Origin of the sequence: Galactobacter sp., assembly GCF_022712295.1 — a bacterium.
Taxonomy (GTDB): Bacteria; Actinomycetota; Actinomycetes; order Actinomycetales; family Micrococcaceae; genus Galactobacter.
In genome coordinates, this window is the sequence record NZ_JALAGT010000113.1 from 1 (window position 1) to 17,630 (window position 17,630).

Annotated in this window: 15 protein-coding genes and 2 pseudogenes; 12 read left to right on the forward strand and 5 right to left on the reverse strand. The window is 65.2% G+C overall.

Going from position 1 to position 17,630, the window contains the following annotated elements:
* Positions 1–1,043 precede the first annotated feature (1,043 nt).
* The 4 genes from Q0A15_RS08660 (at position 1,044) to Q0A15_RS08675 (ending at position 6,213) form a co-directional block, all read left to right on the forward strand.
* A complete protein-coding gene (locus tag Q0A15_RS08660) occupies positions 1,044–1,670 on the forward strand; it encodes a YoaK family protein (protein ID WP_291279140.1) in 627 nt (208 codons plus the stop codon).
* Between the two features lie 207 nt (positions 1,671–1,877).
* Positions 1,878–4,883: a hypothetical protein gene (locus Q0A15_RS08665; protein WP_291279129.1), complete on the forward strand. Its 3,006-nt coding sequence runs from the start codon at positions 1,878–1,880 to the stop codon at positions 4,881–4,883.
* A gap of 403 nt (positions 4,884–5,286) precedes the next feature.
* A complete protein-coding gene (locus Q0A15_RS08670) occupies positions 5,287–5,736 on the forward strand; it encodes a MarR family winged helix-turn-helix transcriptional regulator (RefSeq protein WP_147391723.1) in 450 nt (149 codons plus the stop codon).
* A 54-nt stretch (positions 5,737–5,790) separates the two neighbouring features.
* Positions 5,791–6,213, forward strand: a complete 423-nt coding sequence (locus tag Q0A15_RS08675) for an organic hydroperoxide resistance protein (RefSeq protein ID WP_291279130.1) — start codon at positions 5,791–5,793, stop codon at positions 6,211–6,213.
* A gap of 219 nt (positions 6,214–6,432) precedes the next feature.
* Here Q0A15_RS08675 and Q0A15_RS08680 read toward each other — a convergent pair whose 3' ends face one another.
* The 3 genes from Q0A15_RS08680 to Q0A15_RS08690 are packed head-to-tail and all read right to left on the reverse strand — an operon-like array spanning position 6,433 to position 9,172.
* Positions 6,433–6,660 (reverse strand): aryl-alcohol dehydrogenase, encoded by a 228-nt coding sequence (locus Q0A15_RS08680; protein WP_119424387.1) that lies wholly within the window; start codon positions 6,658–6,660, stop codon positions 6,433–6,435.
* On the reverse strand, positions 6,657–8,132 hold the full coding sequence (locus Q0A15_RS08685) for a glycosyltransferase (protein WP_291279131.1): 1,476 nt from the start codon (positions 8,130–8,132) through the stop codon (positions 6,657–6,659). Before Q0A15_RS08685 ends, Q0A15_RS08680 begins: the two co-directional genes overlap by 4 nt.
* Positions 8,132–9,172, reverse strand: a complete 1,041-nt coding sequence (locus Q0A15_RS08690) for a hypothetical protein (RefSeq protein WP_291279132.1) — start codon at positions 9,170–9,172, stop codon at positions 8,132–8,134. Before Q0A15_RS08690 ends, Q0A15_RS08685 begins: the two co-directional genes overlap by 1 nt.
* A 274-nt stretch (positions 9,173–9,446) precedes the next feature.
* On the opposite strand from Q0A15_RS08690, the gene Q0A15_RS08695 reads away from it, so the two are divergent.
* Together Q0A15_RS08695 and Q0A15_RS08700 are read left to right on the forward strand one after the other, a co-directional pair.
* On the forward strand, positions 9,447–10,001 hold the full coding sequence (locus tag Q0A15_RS08695; protein ID WP_291279133.1) for a TetR/AcrR family transcriptional regulator: 555 nt from the start codon (positions 9,447–9,449) through the stop codon (positions 9,999–10,001).
* Positions 9,998–11,770 carry an alpha/beta fold hydrolase gene (locus Q0A15_RS08700; RefSeq protein WP_291279134.1) on the forward strand — a complete coding sequence of 591 codons (1,773 nt, stop codon included), beginning with the start codon at positions 9,998–10,000 and terminating at the stop codon, positions 11,768–11,770. Before Q0A15_RS08695 ends, Q0A15_RS08700 begins: the two co-directional genes overlap by 4 nt.
* A gap of 398 nt (positions 11,771–12,168) precedes the next feature.
* Here Q0A15_RS08700 and Q0A15_RS08705 read toward each other — a convergent pair.
* Positions 12,169–12,402, reverse strand: a pseudogene (locus tag Q0A15_RS08705) (cation transporter); the annotation flags it as partial.
* Between the two features lie 62 nt (positions 12,403–12,464).
* Between Q0A15_RS08705 and Q0A15_RS15040 the strand changes: the two are divergent.
* The 3 genes from Q0A15_RS15040 to Q0A15_RS08715 all read left to right on the forward strand — a co-directional run bounded on the left by Q0A15_RS15040 (position 12,465) and on the right by Q0A15_RS08715 (position 13,869).
* Positions 12,465–12,716, forward strand: a complete 252-nt coding sequence (locus Q0A15_RS15040; RefSeq protein ID WP_367273374.1) for a DUF1275 family protein — start codon at positions 12,465–12,467, stop codon at positions 12,714–12,716.
* 148 nt (positions 12,717–12,864) lie between these two features.
* Positions 12,865–13,476 carry a recombinase family protein gene (locus Q0A15_RS08710; protein ID WP_291279135.1) on the forward strand — a complete coding sequence of 204 codons (612 nt, stop codon included), beginning with the start codon at positions 12,865–12,867 and terminating at the stop codon, positions 13,474–13,476.
* A gap of 69 nt (positions 13,477–13,545) precedes the next feature.
* Positions 13,546–13,869, forward strand: coding sequence for a hypothetical protein (locus Q0A15_RS08715; protein ID WP_291279136.1), 324 nt, complete (start codon positions 13,546–13,548; stop codon positions 13,867–13,869).
* Between the two features lie 250 nt (positions 13,870–14,119).
* On the opposite strand, the gene Q0A15_RS08720 is transcribed toward Q0A15_RS08715, so the two are convergent.
* Complete coding sequence (locus tag Q0A15_RS08720; RefSeq protein ID WP_291279137.1) at positions 14,120–14,998, reverse strand: proline dehydrogenase family protein; 879 nt, start codon at positions 14,996–14,998, stop codon at positions 14,120–14,122.
* A gap of 182 nt (positions 14,999–15,180) precedes the next feature.
* On the opposite strand from Q0A15_RS08720, the pseudogene Q0A15_RS08725 reads away from it, so the two are divergent.
* The 3 genes and pseudogenes from Q0A15_RS08725 to Q0A15_RS08735 form a co-directional block, all read left to right on the forward strand.
* Positions 15,181–15,435: pseudogene (locus Q0A15_RS08725) on the forward strand (hypothetical protein); the annotation flags it as partial.
* Between the two features lie 105 nt (positions 15,436–15,540).
* Positions 15,541–15,855, forward strand: coding sequence for a MepB family protein (locus Q0A15_RS08730; RefSeq protein ID WP_291279138.1), 315 nt, complete (start codon positions 15,541–15,543; stop codon positions 15,853–15,855).
* 429 nt (positions 15,856–16,284) lie between these two features.
* Positions 16,285–17,630, forward strand: a 1,346-nt coding sequence (locus tag Q0A15_RS08735) for an Ig-like domain-containing protein (RefSeq protein ID WP_291279139.1), incomplete at its 3' end; no start/stop codon positions are given.

A 17,630-nucleotide genomic window follows, 5' to 3' on the forward strand; every position in this document is an offset into this window, starting at 1 on the left:
CTCGGGCTTTGGCTGGCGGTCGGCGGTGGTGGGGGGGGTTTCCGACCATCGGCTCGTAAACCCACCCCTCAACGCATCTGACAGAGATCACGAAGCGTCCGCAAGAATCTGAACCCTCGTTGTCACGATTCATCTGTTCTCGACTCTCAATAGATGAGTCGGTCAGCGATGTCTTGTCTCAGTGCTCGTCGGTTCACAGCCATGAGGCATAGTCACACTCAACTGGGGGGTTGGGAGGAGGCTAGCCGAAGGAAGCGTTTCACGAGCGGCGAGTCCGAGAGGTCGCTCATCGCTTAAGGGCCGTCACGGCTGCAGGGGTGCAGCCGTGACGGCCCTCCACACGAGATGAGCACGTCGAGTGCTCGTGACGTTCGTGTCTCCCGGAAGCGTCTTCAGCCGCTTCCCAACAAGCCACCCTCCGTCCCCCCGGAAGGTGTGAGGAGGAACGGTGCACATGTCTCGCACCAGACAGGGTTTCTTCTCTGCAGGACTACCCGGATCTCCTTTTCCCCTTAAGCAGGTAATCCGGGTAGTCCGCCCCCAAGCAGAGGTCAAGGCCTGAACAAGGCACTCAACTGTCGTCGTGAGTTCCACGATCGAACCCCACGAACGATGGATCATAAAACTAATGTTTATTGAGACGTCTCCAGTCGTCGAGATACCTCGCCGCGAGCCGTTCATGGGATCCCGCGCAGCATCCGCTCTGGCGCTCCTGCTTGCTCTCGCGGAGAAACCACCTCCGTTGGGTGGGAGAATCACTTCATGCCCGAGTTTGAGCTTCAGCCCCCAACGCAGCGCGGCCGGCGCGGGCCAGACACACCCTGGGGCGCACTGGTCACTGTGCTGCTGGGAACCGCGGGCGCCCTTGTTGCTTTCCTGCCCGCTCCACAGTGGTGTCCCGCGAACGTTTGGACAGCCACGACCTCCACGGGACTTTTCTACGCAGCGTTCCTACTGCTAGTCGCCCAGCCGTATGCCCGCTTCGTCACCAAGTCGCCCGCCCAGCCGTGAGGACAGTTCCCCGCGTCGCCTTTGCCGGGTCTGTGGCGTTAGCTCTCCTGGCAGGGTTTGTTGACGCCATCGGCTTCGTCCTTTCCGGAGGGCTGTTCGTTTCGTTCATGAGCGGCAACTCCACCCAAAGTGGAGTCGAATTCATGACAGGCGCCACTCTCAAGGGGGCTGTCGCCATCACGCTCGTGATTGGGTTCCTGAGCGGCGTAGTTCTAGCGCAAGCCTCGAAACGGCTCCTCCCCCGACTCGGCCTCTCCCTGCGAGTTGCGGGGCTTGGCGTAGCGTTGCTAGCCGCCGCCGGGCCGGTACTGGCCTGGCCGGCGCCAGGCTTTGCCCTGGCAGGGGTAGCTTCCGTCATGGGCGCCATGAATACTCTTTTCGTCGATGACGGCCGCGCGCGCCTAGCCATCACGTACGCCACCGGCACCCTCGTCAGCCTCGGGCTTGCCATCGCGGCCAAAGCCACGAAGCAAGCTGCAGCCTCATGGAAGCGACCGCTGGCGATGTGGGTTGCTCTCACGCTCGGCGCAGGCATAGGAGCCGTGGCCGTTTCACTGCTCGGCCCAGGGTCACTCCTGGTCGCGGCGCTGGTCCTTATCCTCATCGGCGGCACTGCGCATGCCTACTCACGATGGCGGCCACGCCCCAGCGCGTCATAAATCTGTTGTTTCACGAGACAGCAGCTTCTCCTTCGTCCACACACCCTCTTTCGAACGTCACCGGTAGCTGCTCGCGGATTGCTGGTCGAGAGATGAACGGTGCTCGACGTGGAGGCACACCTATTTCCACCCACAGTGTTTGGAATGGCACGATGTCTTCGCCACTCTTTCATTCGAGGGTGTGCCCCGTCATCGAAAGGCACTACCGTGCGCTCCCATCCCGTGAGAAGCCTGCTCTCCTCCATAACCGCGCTAGCCCTCGCGGCCGGTCTCGGGCTGACCATGGCCCCGTCCGCGTCCGCCGCCACGGTCGACGGCGCCACTGCCAAGGGGCGCGCCACGGGCAGCGGCAAATGGGGCTACGTTGGCCAGTTTGGGCAACTCAACGTGACCTCCAAGGCCTCGGCCGGGCAGTTCGCGCTCCCGTACGCGATCGACGTCAACGGCGAGACCCTCTCGGTCACCGACTCCGGGCTGGCGTCCTGGGAAAACGGCAACAAGGCCGCGGGGCACACCGTCCAGACCTTCACCCACACGGCGGAGCCGGGGTCGGCTGGGCACGGCGACTACCTGGGCAACGGGCAGTACAACATCGTCAATACCAAAAGCTCGGTGGCGGACCCGGCCGATCTCGTCGAGCCACTCGCGCTCAAGGCCCTCCCCGAGAGCAGTCCACGCGGCCCCCGCGGCGTCGACCTCAAGGCCGACGGCACGCTGAGCTACGGCGTCTACGAGGCCGGAACGCCCGCGTCAAACCCCTCCATCTACACCTTCGCCAACGCCACGCTGCAGACCCAGCTCGCGGAGACCGGAACTTCAGTATGGCGCGAACCCAACTACACGGCTGGCAGTGTTCAGCTCGATAGCGACAGTGCGGGGAACACCTACACGGCGGTCAGCACAGGCGTGACGATCAACGCCCCCGACGGCACCTTCCTGAGCTCGATGGGTGGCTACTTCGACGCGGACGGCGTTGACCTGCTCTCCACAATCTCGTGGGCCACTCGCGCCACGAGCGTGCCCCTGGTCAACAACAACCCGCAGTTCATCGGCGAGGTCTACGGCCTCTCCGTGGTGGACCAAGGCGACAAAGTTGCCGTTTATGTCGGCGAAGCCGGCAGCTACTACCAGCCGGATCCTTCAATCCATTTCCCGAACGGCACCGGTACGGCCCAGAACCTCAACAGGGGAAGCATCACCAAGTTCCTCGTAAGCAAGAGCGGCGGCGTCAAGAACGATCGCTGGAACCCCGCCGGATGGAAGTGGACCCTCGATACCTCCTTCGGCAACGGCGGCGTGTTCTACCCCGGCGGTGACACTCTGACTTCGTTCTTCGGACGCTATTTCTTCGTGGGCCAGACCGTCTTTGGCCTCGAAGCCGATACCAGGAGCAACACGCTCTACTACGCACTCAACGGAGCTACGACGTTGCCCGCGATGGGCGCCCTCGATCTGAGCACCGGCAGGCCCAAGACGGCTCCCGGTCCTGTCAACACGCCAAGCACCCAACAGGACTCCTCCCTCAGCTACGTGCGTGGCCTCGCGGTCGACGATCGCGGCCTCGTCTACGCCACGAGCCAGAACACCACAAGCCTGAGCAACAGCCGCGCGATCGTGCAGATCTTTGGCAAGACCCCGAGCTCCATCGAGGGCACCGCCGAAGCAACCCCGTCCCTCACGAACGCCGTCCTCTCCTGGGACGAATCCGCCGTGGGATACCAGCAGCCGGACCTCCTCGACTACACAGTGAAGTACCGCAAGGTCGGAACCACGGCGTGGGAGACCGCCACCCCGGACACGACCACCGCGACCTCTACAAGCACGCAGCGCACCCTACACGGCCTGCAGTCCGCCACGGCCTACGAGGCAGTAATCACCCCGTGGAACGAAGCCGGCTCCGGCGACCCGGCATACGTCACCTTCGCCACCGAGCAGGAAACCCCGGAACTCAGCCTCGTCAAGACTGGCAACGGCGCGGCGGCACCGACCAACGCCGACGCCGTCACGGTGGCAGCCGGGTCAGCCGTGTCCTTCGCCTACACCGTCACCAATACCGGCAACGTAACCCTGAGCGGTGTGAGCGTTGCCGATGACCAGATCGCCGTGCTCACGGCACCGGCCGGCTTCGACGGCACGCTCGCACCCCATGCCTCCGTGACCTTCACGGCCACCGGGCCGGTGGCCGCCGGCGCCTACAAGAACACAGCCACAGCCACAAGCAAGGAAGGCGCCTCCGCGAGCGCCGTGTGGCACGGCTTCGGCGCCACGCAAGGGCTCAGCATCGCCAAGAAGGGCGCCGGCGCGATCGCCACGACCGAGGACACCGCGCTACAGCTGCCCGCCGGCAGCACCGTCGACTTCGAGTACATCGTCACCAACCTCGGCAACGTCCCCGCCACCGGCGTGACTGTGAGCGATAACAAGATCGCCGAACTCACCGCGCCGGCTGGCTTCGACGGCACACTCGCCCCACAGGCCTCCGTCACCTTCACAGCAAGCGGCCCGATCGACACCGGCGCCTACAAGAACACAGCCACCGCCACCGCCGAGGGCACGTCCGAGGCCACCACGCAGTGGAACGCCGTCGGCACCACGGCCAAGCTCAGCCTCGTGAAGCGGGGCAACGGCCTCGAGGCGCCCACTAGCGCCGAGGCCCTGCACGTAAGCGCCGGCAGCCAAGTCGACTTCAGCTACGTCGTCACCAACACGGGCACCGCCACTCTGCACGGCGTGAGCGTGAGCGACGACAAGGTCTCCTTGCTCACCGCGCCGGCCGGCTTCGACGGCACACTCGCGCCCCAGGCGTCCGTCGCCTTCACAGCGAGCGGCCCCGTGGCCGCCGGTACCTACAAGAACACGGCCACAGCCACGAGCAAGGAAGGCGCGTCCGCGAGCGCCGTGTGGCACGGCTTCGGCGAGCAAAAGCCCACCGTCCCGCCCACGGTGAAGCCGACGCCCTCCGCCTCATCCAGCCCCACGCCGAGCAAGCCGACACCCTCGGGTTCCCCCACGTCGTCGGGCACTCCGACCGCCGCGTCCAGCGGGCAGCCGCCCGCACTGAGCACGGATCCGACCTCCCCCAGCTCCGAGACGCTCCCGGAGACGGGAGCCAACGGCTCGGCCCTCACAGACGTGCTGTGGGTCGCGGGTGTAGTGGGGCTCGCCGGCGCGGGTCTCGTTCTCATGACGCGTCAGCGCCGCAAGCACGGATAGCCCGAGCTCTCAAAAGCTGACACGCCCAGCCCGCCAAAAGCACACCAGCAACAAGGCCAAACTCTTCCAGACCATTCTCTGAACGAGCGTTCGACAAAGAAGGAGAACGCACTCCTCGGCCGAGTCGCCAAGGCTGAACAATCGCAACGAGCGCCCCTTGGAAACAAGGGGCGCTCTTTGTTGCAGACCGCCACCGACGCACACCTCACTACAGCCATGGGACGCGCACCCTAGCGGCGTCCGGGCTCCGACTGGACGAATCGGCTCCTATTGAGCTCAACCAGGCCGACGGGTTTTGAGCATCCACGGTTCAGCCCGTGCTCCTCGAGTTCGCGGACTGCAGTGGGTGGCACCGGCACACCAGTATGTTGCATGCAACATACTGGTGTGCCATATTTATCCTGTGAGCGACGCTAACTTCTCCGTAGACCGAGCCGTGTGCTTCTCCCTCTACTCGGCCACCAACACCATGCTGGCCACCTACCGCGCGTTGCTTGCACCGTTCGGTCTGACCTACCAGCAGTACCTGGTGATCCAACTTCTCTCCGAAGAAAAGGCAATGACCGTCGGCGCGCTAGCCGACCGGCTTGTCCTGGAAGCGTCTGCGGCTTCCGGGCTGGTGCGACGCCTAGTTGAGGCGGGCATCTTGACCAAGGACCGCGGGGCGCACGACCAGCGCGTGGTCACAGTTGTTCTTACAGAACGCGGGTTGCAGCTCGAGTCCGAGCTCACCTCGGTGGCTCCCTGCTTTGCTGCCAGCACGGGGCTAAGCATCGATGCCGCCGACCTGCTCATCGAAGAACTCACCACCTTGCGTGGGTCACTCGAGGACGCACGCCTCATCCACGACTAGCCGCACCACGCATTCATGGCCTGGCTCGCCAACACCATCGAAAGGAACCTCCAAATGCAGACCCTCTACACCACCGAAGCCCTCGCTACTGGCGCTGGACGAGACGGACACGTCTCAATTTTCGAGTCACCACTCGAGTTCGACCTGGCCATCCCAGTCGCCATGGGCGGTAGCGGCAAGGGCTCCAACCCCGAGCAGCTATTCGCCGCCGGATATGCCGCCTGCTTCCATTCGGCCCTCCAGATGGTGGCTCGCCAGCAGAAGGTGCGTATCGAAGGCTCCAGCGTGGGTGCGGCAGTCAGTATCGGCTCCACCAACACCGGTGGCTTTGAACTGGCTGTGCGTCTCGAGGTTGTCATTCCCGATCTGGATCACGAGAGCGCAGTCGCACTCGCGAACGCCGCCCACAACGTTTGCCCCTACTCCAATGCAACACGGGGCAACATCGACGTCACCGTCTCGGTCTCCGACGACTGACATGAACTGATTCACACTGACCCCCTAGGCTTTGGATTCAGCGGTTCCCTCGAACACGAGTTGGACGAGGGACCGCATGCTGTCGGGCAAAGACCGCGACACGGCTCGTAGCTGGCCGCCCGCTGTCTCCTTTCCGTTCGTTCGTCGCCCGCGGCGAGGAAAAAGGGGGTGTCGCGGCGGACGCCGCAACACCCCCCCGGAGGGGTCCTCGTGGAGAAATCAGGGCATGGTCAGGACGGCCTTGACCGCCTTGCCAGAGCCGGTGTCGGCGATCGCCTGCTCGATCTGCTCAAACGGGTACGTCTTGACCAGCTTGTCGAACGGGAAGGCACCCGCCTGGTAGAGCGCGACTAGCTGGGGGATGAAGTTCTGCGGAATCGCATCGCCCTCCACGGCCCCGATGACCGTCTTGCCCGCGGCGGAAATCAGCCCGGATGACGACGTCACCGGTTGATGGTGATGGTCGCCGTCACGGCCGGATCCGGCGTCTCGTGGGTGGTGAGACCGTGCTCGGTCTTCTCCCAGTAGTGCGGCCGCACGATGAGCTGCCCCAGCGCCTTGTACGACGCCACCGAGTGCAGCACCCAGTACAGCGGGTTCAGCAGCGCCCACCAGATCAGCGAGAAGTCGCCGCGCTTCCAGGGGCCGAGCATGTTCAGATACACGATCAGGCTGCTACCGACGAGGAAGTTCAGCAGCACGAGCACCAGCACCGGCGTGGGGAACAGCGGCTCGACGATCTCGGTGGGAAGCGCCCAGGTGAACATCGCCAGCAACACAAGCGGCAACACCCCGAGGAAGGTGAGCGGGGTCCCGGCGATCAGCAGCAGGAAGCCGATGAACCGCTTCGGCCCGATCCGTCGGATCAAGCGCAGCGGAGAACGCGCGTGGACCAGCGTCGTCTGCATGTATCCCTTGATCCAGCGGCTGCGCTGACGCACGAAGTTCGGGATCGAGGTGTTGGCCTCCTCCATCGTGACCGAGTCGACGATGCCCACCTGGTAGCCCTGTGCGCTCGCCCGGATGCCGAGGTCGGCATCCTCGGTGACGTTGAAGGGATCCCACCCGCCCAGCGTGCGCAGCGCCTCCGTGCGGAAGTGGTTGGACGTCCCGCCGAGCGGGATCGGCAGCGACGAGACATCGAGACCCGTGAGCATGTAGTCGAACCAGTACGAGTACTCGAGCGTGAACATCCGGGTGAGCAGGTTCTCGCGCACGTTGAAGTAGTTCAGCGAGGCCTGCATGACCACGGTGTCCTCGGACGCGTTGCGGAATGCGACGACCACCTTCTTCAGCTGCAAGGGGTCGGGGGCGTCCTCTGCGTCGTAGATCACGAGGTACTCGCCGGTCGCAATCGCGAGGCCCACGTTGCAGGCTCGCGGCTTGGTCTGCGGATGACCCTTCGGGACCACGACGACGGTGAAGTTGTCCGGGGTCGGCGATGCCTCGATCGCCGCTCGCGTCTCGTCGTCCTCTTCTTCCACGAGGATGAGGATCTCGAGCTTGTGAGCGGGGTAGTCCAGGGCGCCGAGGTTGGTCACGAGCTGATGGACGATGTTCGCCTCGCGGAACACCGGCACCAGCACCGTGTAGGTCGGCAGCTCGTCGTCGGTGAGCGCCTCGATCTCTGCCGGGTCGATGCGGTCCGCCAGGTCGTATCGCGCTCCCGAGAGGGAGACGTGGAACTTGAACGCCGTGGCGATGAGGAACACCACGCTCACCACCAGCAGGGTCACGATCACCATCGGGCGCCATGCCGCCACCAGGGCGGTGACGTACAGCACCGTCGCGACGATCAGACCGATCCCCTGGGAGCGGGTCAGCACCGTGCGGGCGGACAGCAGCGGGGCGCGCTCCCACAGGCCCAGTGAGGCCTCGTACGCGATGTGCTCGGGGATCTCGATCGTGCGCACGGACATCAGAACGGCCATCCTCTCAGTAGTGCCTGCATCCACTGATCCACCGGCCGGTAGATCAGGAACGCCGACGTCCATCCGGTCACGAGCAGCACCACGGCACCGAGCCGCAGGGTCCAGCGGGTGCGGAGACCGTGGCCCCCCACCGGTGCGATGGCGACCATCGCGAGCAGCAGAAGCAGGAACGCGGTACCGGAGGACCCGGTCGGCAGGACACCTGCGAGCGACATGAGTACGATCGATCCCATCAGCAGAGCCGGCGCGACAGCGGCCACGGGGCGGCGCCGCAAGAAGGCGAGCACCACACCGCCCGCCGGCGGGACGAAATAAAGCCAGGCCCAGGGCTGCGCGAAGAACGTCCGTGTGCGCTCGACCTGCTCCGGCGCGAAGCCGACGTGGAGCACATCGACGGCGAAGAGCGGGTCGGACAGGAAGACCACGCCGAGGATCGTGACGGATCCGAATGCGGCGACGGTCGGGAAGGCCAGCGTCAGCGCCGTGCCGGCGCGCGAGCCCCGCCGTGAGTGGGGTAGGAACGGCGCGACGCAGGCGGCGATCAGGATCGAGAATGCGAACGCCGGTGCCGTTAGCGCCGCCGCCGCAAACAGCAGGCCCGCGCGGAAGCCGGCCTGAGTGTTCGCGAAAACGACGAACCGGACGAGGTCGATCATCCCCAGCGCGAACAGCGCGAGGCCGAGGAAGACCTCGAGGTTGGTCGTCGCGAGAAAGGCGAACAGCGGCGTGCCGCCCACGACGAGGACCAAGGCGATCGCGTCGATCCCGGTCTGTCGTTGTCGCCGCGACCATTCGACGAGCCGCTGCAGGAGGAACCCCGCCACCAGCGCGCCGACGGCGCCGAGCCCGACGGCACCGCCCGGCACGACAACCGCCAGAAGGGTCGTGATGGGTGGATAGAGCATCCCGACCGTCTCCACCGAGACCGGCCGGGCGAGGATCTCGTGGGCGGTCGCCACCAGGGAGGCGTTCGCCGTGGAGTTCTGCAGGTAGCCACCTCTGGCGGCATCAAGAAGCAGAACGAGCACGATGAAGGGCAGCGCCAGGACTCCGCGAAGCAGCCACCGTCGCCAGGGGGAGATCGGGAACTTCGGGACACGTCCGGTTCCGTCGCCTTCGCGGCGACGGGGACGTGACGTCATGGAGCGGCGCTGCAGGGATCGGGGTATCTCCGCAGTCACGGTCTCACTGTACGGGAGGAAAACCTGATGCTCGCCCGTTTTGGCAAAATATGTAGACCGGTCTATTCTTCATCCCATGGCATCCAAGGGAGACCTGACGAAGGCACGGCTGGCAGAGTCCATGCTCGACCTCATCCAGACCAGCGGCTACAGCGGCACGGGCCTGAACGCGGTGATGGTGCACGCCGCCGCGCCGAGGGGATCGATCTACTTCCACTACCCCGACGGCAAGGAGGGTATAGGCGTTGCGGCAGTCGAACTGGCCGCGAAGCAGTTCGGGGGGCTGATCCGGGAGGCTGCCGAGACGGCCGGTGGCGCGGCGGGCGCGGCACGCATCGCGATCGAGACCCTTGCCGGGATCGTGCACGAGAGCGGGTACCGGCTGGGCTGCCCGGTGTCGGTGGTCACGCTGGAGATGGGCACCGAGAGCGACCGCCTGCGTGAGGCCTGCGCCTCGGCCTTCGAGTCGTGGATCGCCCCGACCGCGGCGCTGCTCGAGGCCGAGGGCCTCAACGCCGACGACGCGCAGTCGCTCGCCACCGTCGTGATCTCGATGATCGAGGGGTCCATCATCGTCTCCCGTGCGATGCACAGCACCGTCCCGTTGAGCTCGACCGCCGACGTCGTCGCCGACCTCATCGCCCAGCGCTCCGCCGCGGCGGGAGCGACGCTGTGACCCCGCGTAACGCCATGATCTTCGGAGCCTCGGGGCTGATCGGGCGCCACCTCATCCTGGCCCTCGCCGCGGCGGGCGCCGAGGTCACGGCCGCCGTCCGCACCGCGGCATCCGGCGCGCGCGTCGAGCGCTGGCTGCGCGAGCACGGCCTCACCCGCAGCATCCGCACGACGATCGTCGACTTCGACGCCCCCGAGATCGTCCCCGGTGGCGCCGCGGCGTTCGCGGCGATAACCGAGATCCACAACTGCGCCGGGTCATTCCGATTCGGGATGACCGCCGCCGAGGCACGCGATGCGAACGTCGGCATCGTGGAGCAGCTGATCGACTTCGCCGCGGGCCTGCCGCAGCTGCAGCGCGTCGTCCACATCTCCGGCTACCGCGTCGGCGGACAGGATCCGGCGGCCGTCCCGTGGTCCGACGCCCAGCGCGCCAAGACCTACCGCGAGCTCGGCGCGTACGAGGCGTCGAAGGTCGAATCCGACGCGATCTTCCAGGCGCTGGCGGCGGAGCGAGGCGTTCCGTGGACCATCGTCAACCCGGCTACCGTCATCGGCGACAGCGCCACCGGTGAGACCGACCAGCTCGTCGGGCTAGCCTCCACGGTCGAGCAGCTCTGGGCCGGGAGCGCATCGGCCCTTCCGGCCGACGGGGGGCTCTTCGTCCCCGTGCTCACGGTCGACTATCTGGCGGCGTTTATGGCGGCCGCCGCCGTCGATCCGGTCGCGGCGGGGCAGGCGTACTGGACGCTCGACGACGCCAGCCCGCCGCTGGCCGACATGCTCACGCTCGTCGGTCGCCACCTCGGCGCCGAGGTGCCGCGACTGCGGCTGCCGGTCAGCCTCATCCGGCGACTGCCGCGGTGGCTCACCCACGCAGATCCGGAGACCCTCACCTTCATGTCGACCGACCGCTATCCGACACGCTCGGCCATCGAGCTCGCCGAGCGACACGGGATCGCGATGCCCGACATTCAGGTGTCGCTCGAGCGCTGGGCCGACCACCTCGCCGCGCACCGCTTCGGCGCCGCCCCGGGCGGCGACCGGCGGTTCGTCGACGCGGGCGGGGTGCGCACCTTCGAACTCGGCACCGCCAGATCCGGCTGTCTGATCCTGCCCGGGCTGCCGGTCAACGCCGACACGTGGGCGCAGGTGGCGTCGCAGATCGGCGCGCGCGCGGTCGATCTTCCGGGGCTCGGTCTCAGCGGCGGCCGCGGCATCGCCGACTGGGAGACGTGGCTGCCCGCGGTGCTGGGCGAAGAGCCCGTAGACCTCATCGGCCACTCCATCGGTGCGGGCGCGGCGATGACAGCCGCAGAGCAATTCCCGGATCGAATCCGCTCGCTCACGCTGATCGCCCCCTTCTTCCTACAGGTCGCGGTGGGGCCCGCGATGAGGCTACGCCCCCTCGTGCGCACCTATCTGCGGCATGCCGACGCGGCGCGGCTCTCGCGGCAGCTGACCGGAGCGGAATGGAACGCGAACGCCCTGGAGAGCAGTGCCCAGGACCTGCGCCGAACGAGTGCCGGGCACGTGGCCCAGCACCTCGCCCACGCCGGATCGACGCGCTGGCGCGCGGAACTGCGGGAGGCGCTGGCGCGCTTCGCCGGCCCAGTGCGGATCATCACGGGAAGCGCGGATCCGCTAGCCCCGGACGCCGTTACGCAGTTCGCATCACGTCCGAACGTCGAGCTGATCTCACTGCCGGGCGCGGGGCACCATCCACAGCTGACGCACGCCAGCGAGCTCGCGGGCCTGCTGCACAAGTAGGCGCAGAGGGCCAGGCCGAGCAGCAGGCAGGCCCGGCGTCAGCTTCGCCCAGACGGCGAACTCGAAATACGGGCTGCTCAAATCCTCGGTGCAGTCGGCAAACGGACCGCAGGCGCGGAATCCCTGCTTCACATAGAGGACGCGGGCAGGCGCGAAGTAGTCCTCCGTGCCCGACTCGCGCTTGACGTCGCAGATGCTTCGGGTGCGGCAATTGCCACACCGCGACCGTGGGCCCGTCCGCTCGTGCGCATCGATTTGAGCTCGCCCATGGTCGCGTGGTGCTGCTTCAGGGCGCCGATGCCCAGCAGCTCGCCGCTCTGCGGGTCGCGCGCGGTCCAGAAAGTGATGCTCGGATGGGCGGGGGCCTCAGGATCGAGCGCGTGGACGCTCTCTGCAGGCGACGTCGCGATGATGATGGCCGCGTTAATGACTCTAAGCGAGCCGAGAGCGTCGTTGAGGACTTCGAGGAATGCGGCACGCATTTTGAAGTTCGAGCTGCTACTGGAAGCGAGGATAGTGATGGCGATGATGTTCGAGACGAGGCCGATGATGCCGAAGATGAGCAGTTCGCCCGCGGGTACTTCCGGCGGCTCGAACAGTCGCCGGATGCCTTCGGCTGCGGCGTAGGTTCCTGCTGCTCATCACCGAAGTCGATCGGACGCTCCGGACCAGCCTTTAGCAACACGCCCTAGCCATCACTTACGCCACCGGCACCCTCGTCAGCCTCGGGCTTGCCATCGCAGCCAAAGCCACGAAGCAAGCTGCAGCCTCATGGAAACGACCACTGGCGACGTGGGTTGCTCTCACGCTCGGCGCAGGCATAGGAGCCATGGCCGTTTCACTGCCCGGCCCAGGGTCACTCCTGATCGCGGCACTGGTCCTTATCCTCATCGGCGGCGCTGGACATGCCTACTCGCGGTGGAAGCCACACCCCAGCGCGTCATAAATCTATTGTTTTACGAGACATCCGCCACTCCCCCACCCAGCCGACGGGCTCCCGCGTCAGATCAGGACACGGAATGACTCAGAAACTTGTGTCGCCGAGAATCGTGTCGCGATCGCACTTGCCAGGGATTGTTAGGACAGCTGGACGCATGCGACTTCTCGGGTACACACGCGTCTCCACCCAGGCACAAGATCCCACCTTGCAGATCGACGCTCTCGTCGGCGCCGGCGTGCAGCGCCGTGACATCTTCTCCGACGTCACCTCCGGGGCGAAGAACGCCCGCGAGCGCCCGCAAATGAAGAAGCTATTGAACTACGCCGAGGCCGGCGACACCGTCGTCGTGTGGCGCATCGACCGACTCGGTCGATCCCTCATTGACGTCCTCAACACCGTCAATGAACTCCGCTCTCGCGGAATCGAAGTCCGATCCATCTCCGACGGCATCGACCCCACCACCTCTTCCGGACGCATGATGCTCGGCATGCTCGCCACCCTGGCCGAATACCAACGCGAGCTCATCACCGAACGTGTCAATGCCGGCATCCAAGCGGCCAAAGCCCAAGGCCCCCGCTTCGGACGCCCACCCGTCAACCCCGACACCGTCGCCCGCAAACTCGCCATCGCCGCGGATGAACGAAAGAAAGGACGCACGGCAGCCCAAGCGGCCGCCGCCGTCGGCTGGTCCCGAGCCATCCTCTACCGACACCAACAACACGCCAACCAAACCCGGGCGACCGCAGACGGCTCCCAAACTAATTAATCCAAGTAGTAGTCATTTACTGTCCCCCTGGTTACCATAACGGTGTTCGCAACACACCCAGGGGGGACCATGAGTTTGAAAAGAAAACTGACCAGTATCGCTGCAGCCGCTGGTATCGCCGCAGCCAGCACCGTCGCCGCTGTAGCAACGGCCGCTCCCGCACAGGCTCTTCCCTACGCATGCGCGAGTTCAGGCCAGAACTACTCCGGGCTCTTCGTCAACACCTGGGGCGCTTGCTACCAGGGCACCGGGTCATACCGCCTCGTCTCCCTCTGCCGAGAGGGCACCAAATATGGGGCATGGACCTCCGGCGGCCAACGCTCGTGGGTCAACTGCGTACTGGGCACCAACGGGACATATCTCCGCGACCCATCCGGCCGAACGCTCGGTTAGAAACCGCGCTGCCCACAAGGCCCCGCCAGCCCACGCGCCGGCGGGGCCTTCCCATGCCCGCGCCAGAAACGAACTGCTAGCGGCCCAAGGCGGGATTCGGGCCAGCGTTTCGGGCCATCCTTGCTCGGCGTGTCGGGCCGGCGGGGCCGGTGGCCCGTATTCGGTCAGATCCGGCCCATTGGGGAGTTCCTACACGTAGGGCTCCGCTTGTGGTCGGCGCCAGTGAGATCCCACCCTTCAGTGACCAGGGTTAGGGCCAAAGATCGGCCAAAGCCTGGAGGACCCGCTCGGGGTGTTCTGCCATCCGGTTAAGCACGTACAGCCACCATTGAGGGCCGTAGACCACGTACTCACGGGTGCGATGTCCTTCATCTCGCAGACGATCGAGCAGCTCGGGGCCGAGACCCTGGAGCATTTCGAATTCCACATGCTCCTGTTTCAGAGACTCCCCAAGCCGTGCCTGAAGCACAGCGACGAGGTCGGCATCGTGCGTCGCCAGGTTCACGCGATGCTGCGCTTCGACAAGCACGGCTGCAAGATCCAAGTAGGCCTCGGTCAGCTCAGCCGACTCCCGCGCGTAAGCGACATCCAGGGGCTCGAGGAAGGCTCCCTTGACCAATCGGATCGGGCCAGGCAGAGAGAGCAGACGACTCAGGTCTTTGGGGGTGCGGTGCAGACGCGCCTGCAAAGTTACGCCGGTTTCTGGGAACTCGGTGGACAGTGCCTCATACAGATCAAGGACCAGATCCGTTCGGCCTGATCCCTCCGCTGAGATCATGATCGAGGTACCGGCGTCCCTGGCCGCCTTGGCGATCCGCCTCGCGCTGTGCAGGCCCGTTTCTGGTGACACGACCGATCCGACGTGGGAGAGATCGAAGGACAAAGTGGGCTTCTCATCAAGTTGCGCTAACGAGCCGGCCAGCCTCAAGAACTCTTGCGTCTCGCGCTCGGCCACGTCCGCGTCGCGAACCGACTCACCCACGCACTCGATGCTTCCCAGATGTCCCCTGCCGCGATTGGCCGCGACAAGGGCGACTGCCGCAGAGGCTTTCTCCCCGGCGATGTATCGCGCAGAAATCCGCTTGGCCGCCTCCGCCACCGCGGGAATCTTCAGCGCCTGCTGCTTCAAGTCCTCATCCAGAGCCCACGTGCGCAACGTGTTGGCCGCTCGCGAACGAACCTCATCATTCAATTCCATGGCCTCAACTTAACGCCCCCGGTCGCCCCGCCGTCTTGGCGCTGTCTCCGCCGACAGCGAACCGTGTCCACCCGGGCAGGAGTAGAAACACCACCTGACCCGCAAACGGTGGCGAACTCATCACCGAACGCGTCAACGCCGGAATCCAAGCAGCCAAAGCCCAAGGCACCCGCTTCGGCCGCCCACCCGTCAACCCCGACACCATCGCCCGGAAACTCGCCATCGCTGCAGACGAACGCAAGAAAGGCCTAACAGCGGCCCAGGCTGCTGCCGCGGTGGGCTGGTCACAGGCAACGCTCTACCGGCACCAGCAGGAAGCACCGCACGACGGCGCGACCCCGGCCAACGAAAAGGACCCAGCTCAGTGAGCTTCACCGCGTTCCAGACCTACTCCACCCAATCCGAGCTGCCCTTCAGCGTCATCCCGGAGCCACAGACTACGAATCCGGGATCGCACACTCCAACGGCCAGACGTGGCACATCAGAACCGCCCGAACCACTCCACCAAACCAGGCGTCTTCCTCGCGTTCTGGCAACGCACTCCCACCGGCACAACCGTGCCCTTCGACTCCTCGGACCCCGCCGATGGACTCTTTGTCTCCATCAACCAGAAAGGCGGCCGAGGTCTCTTCCGCTTCACCCGCGAACACCTCTCCACCCTGGGGATCACCACCGGCCCAGAGCCAGGGAAACGAGGCTTTCGTGTCTACCCACTCTGGTGCACCGACCTCAACAAGCAGGCCAAATCCACCCAGCAAGCCCAAGCCCCCGCCTTCGAGCTCTACTAGGAAGTACCTTCGAAGAGGCTGCGATGCAGCACCTCAACACGGGCAGGTCCAACCCTGCCGGCCACTGCTGTGAGTCTGGCCATCTGATCACCGGCACAAGTGACATGTAAGCGGTGGAGAACACATCGATGCCGGCACCCGAGCAGTCGCGGCTGGAGGCATCAAGCCCAGATGTTTCGCGCCCATCGTCCCAGACGTAGCTACGTCTCGCTTGCCATCGTCTTCGGCGCTCGAGTTGCGGCCCATGCCGCCGCGATCGACTGATCTCGGACCGCGCTCCAGGGACACCGGAGGGAGCCATGCGCGTGCCCGGGAGTCCGCCCCCGAACGGGCTCCCCTCAGATTTGGATACGATGGATCGGCCCTCCGCAAGATGAAAGGTCGTTTTTCGTCATCAGTGGTGGGCGACCTGTCTACCGAAGGAACAGCATGCAATCCCGCAGCCAACCTATCCATAGAGCCAGCAGATGGGGCCTGCTCGCCGGCATCGTCACCGTCTTGGCTACCCTCGGCCTCGCTTCTTCCGCCCAAGCCGCGCCATCCACCACGCACCTGAACGCGATCTCCAACATCACCCTGGAAAAGGAAAGCGGCAGCGACGGGCCCCTGAATCAATGGGAGTCTGCCAAGATCAACGCAGACTGGTCAGTTCCGGACGGAGCCAGCGCTGGCGACACCTTCGGAATGACTCTCCCCCAAGAATTTGTTCGCTGGGGCACCGGAGATTTCACCATCACCGACCCGGACACTGGTGCCACCATGGCAACCTGCACCGTAGCTCAAGGCACGGGTCCTGAGGTCATTTGCACTCTGACCGAAGCAGTCAACGGCCAGGAAAACGTGGGTGGGTCCTTCTGGATGAGCGTCCAGGTCGCCCGCTCCACGACAGAAGAGTCCGTTGAGTTCGAAGTGGGGAACGAACTCGTCGTGGTTGACCTACCTGGAGAAAGCGGCATCATCCCTGAAGACTTGACGGAGGCAGAAAGCCCCTACAAGTACTCAGGGTCCACCGACCAAGATGGACGCTTCCTCTGGACTATCGGGGTGCCTTCAATCTTCGTCAAGGATGGCGCGTTCACGATCGCGGATGAGCTGGACCCCACCCAGGAGAACCACCGCTATACCGGTGAAATCCAACTCATACAGCGTCCAGTCAAGGACGGACAGCTCACCGGCGAGTGGAGCACCGTACCTACAAGTCGCTACACCGTGGACTGGGCAGCGAGCATGAAGTCGTTCACTTTCAACGCCAGCGGCCTACCCGCCGAGGGATATAGCTACCGCCTTCAATACACGACCGAGGCCGAAGGCGTGGTCCTCGAAGGCGATGTGTTCGGCAACAAGGCCACCGTTGGAACCACCGATGTCAGTTCCAAGCACCACATCACCGCCAACGGCGGCGGAACCGGATCCGGAGAGCAATACACCAGGTTCTCCATCACTAAGGTGCTCGCCGGCAGTGCCGCCAACAACGTTGGCGATCACACCTACACAGTCCGGTACCGAGTAAAGGGCTCGAACGCGCCCGCTCACGACCTCTCCCTCTCCCCTGGGCAAGAAGTCAAGAGTGATCGAGCACCGTTGGGATCCACCTTCATCATCGAGGAGGTCAACCTGCCAGAGGCGGAAGGCATCACCTGGGGTGAATGGACCCTGACCGGCGAAGGCGTCAAGAAGACTGAGGATGGCACCTACGAACTAACTCCGGCGAGCACCGCCGGCGTTCAACTTGTGCTCACCAACGTCGCCGAGCCCACCGAACCGACCCAGCCGAC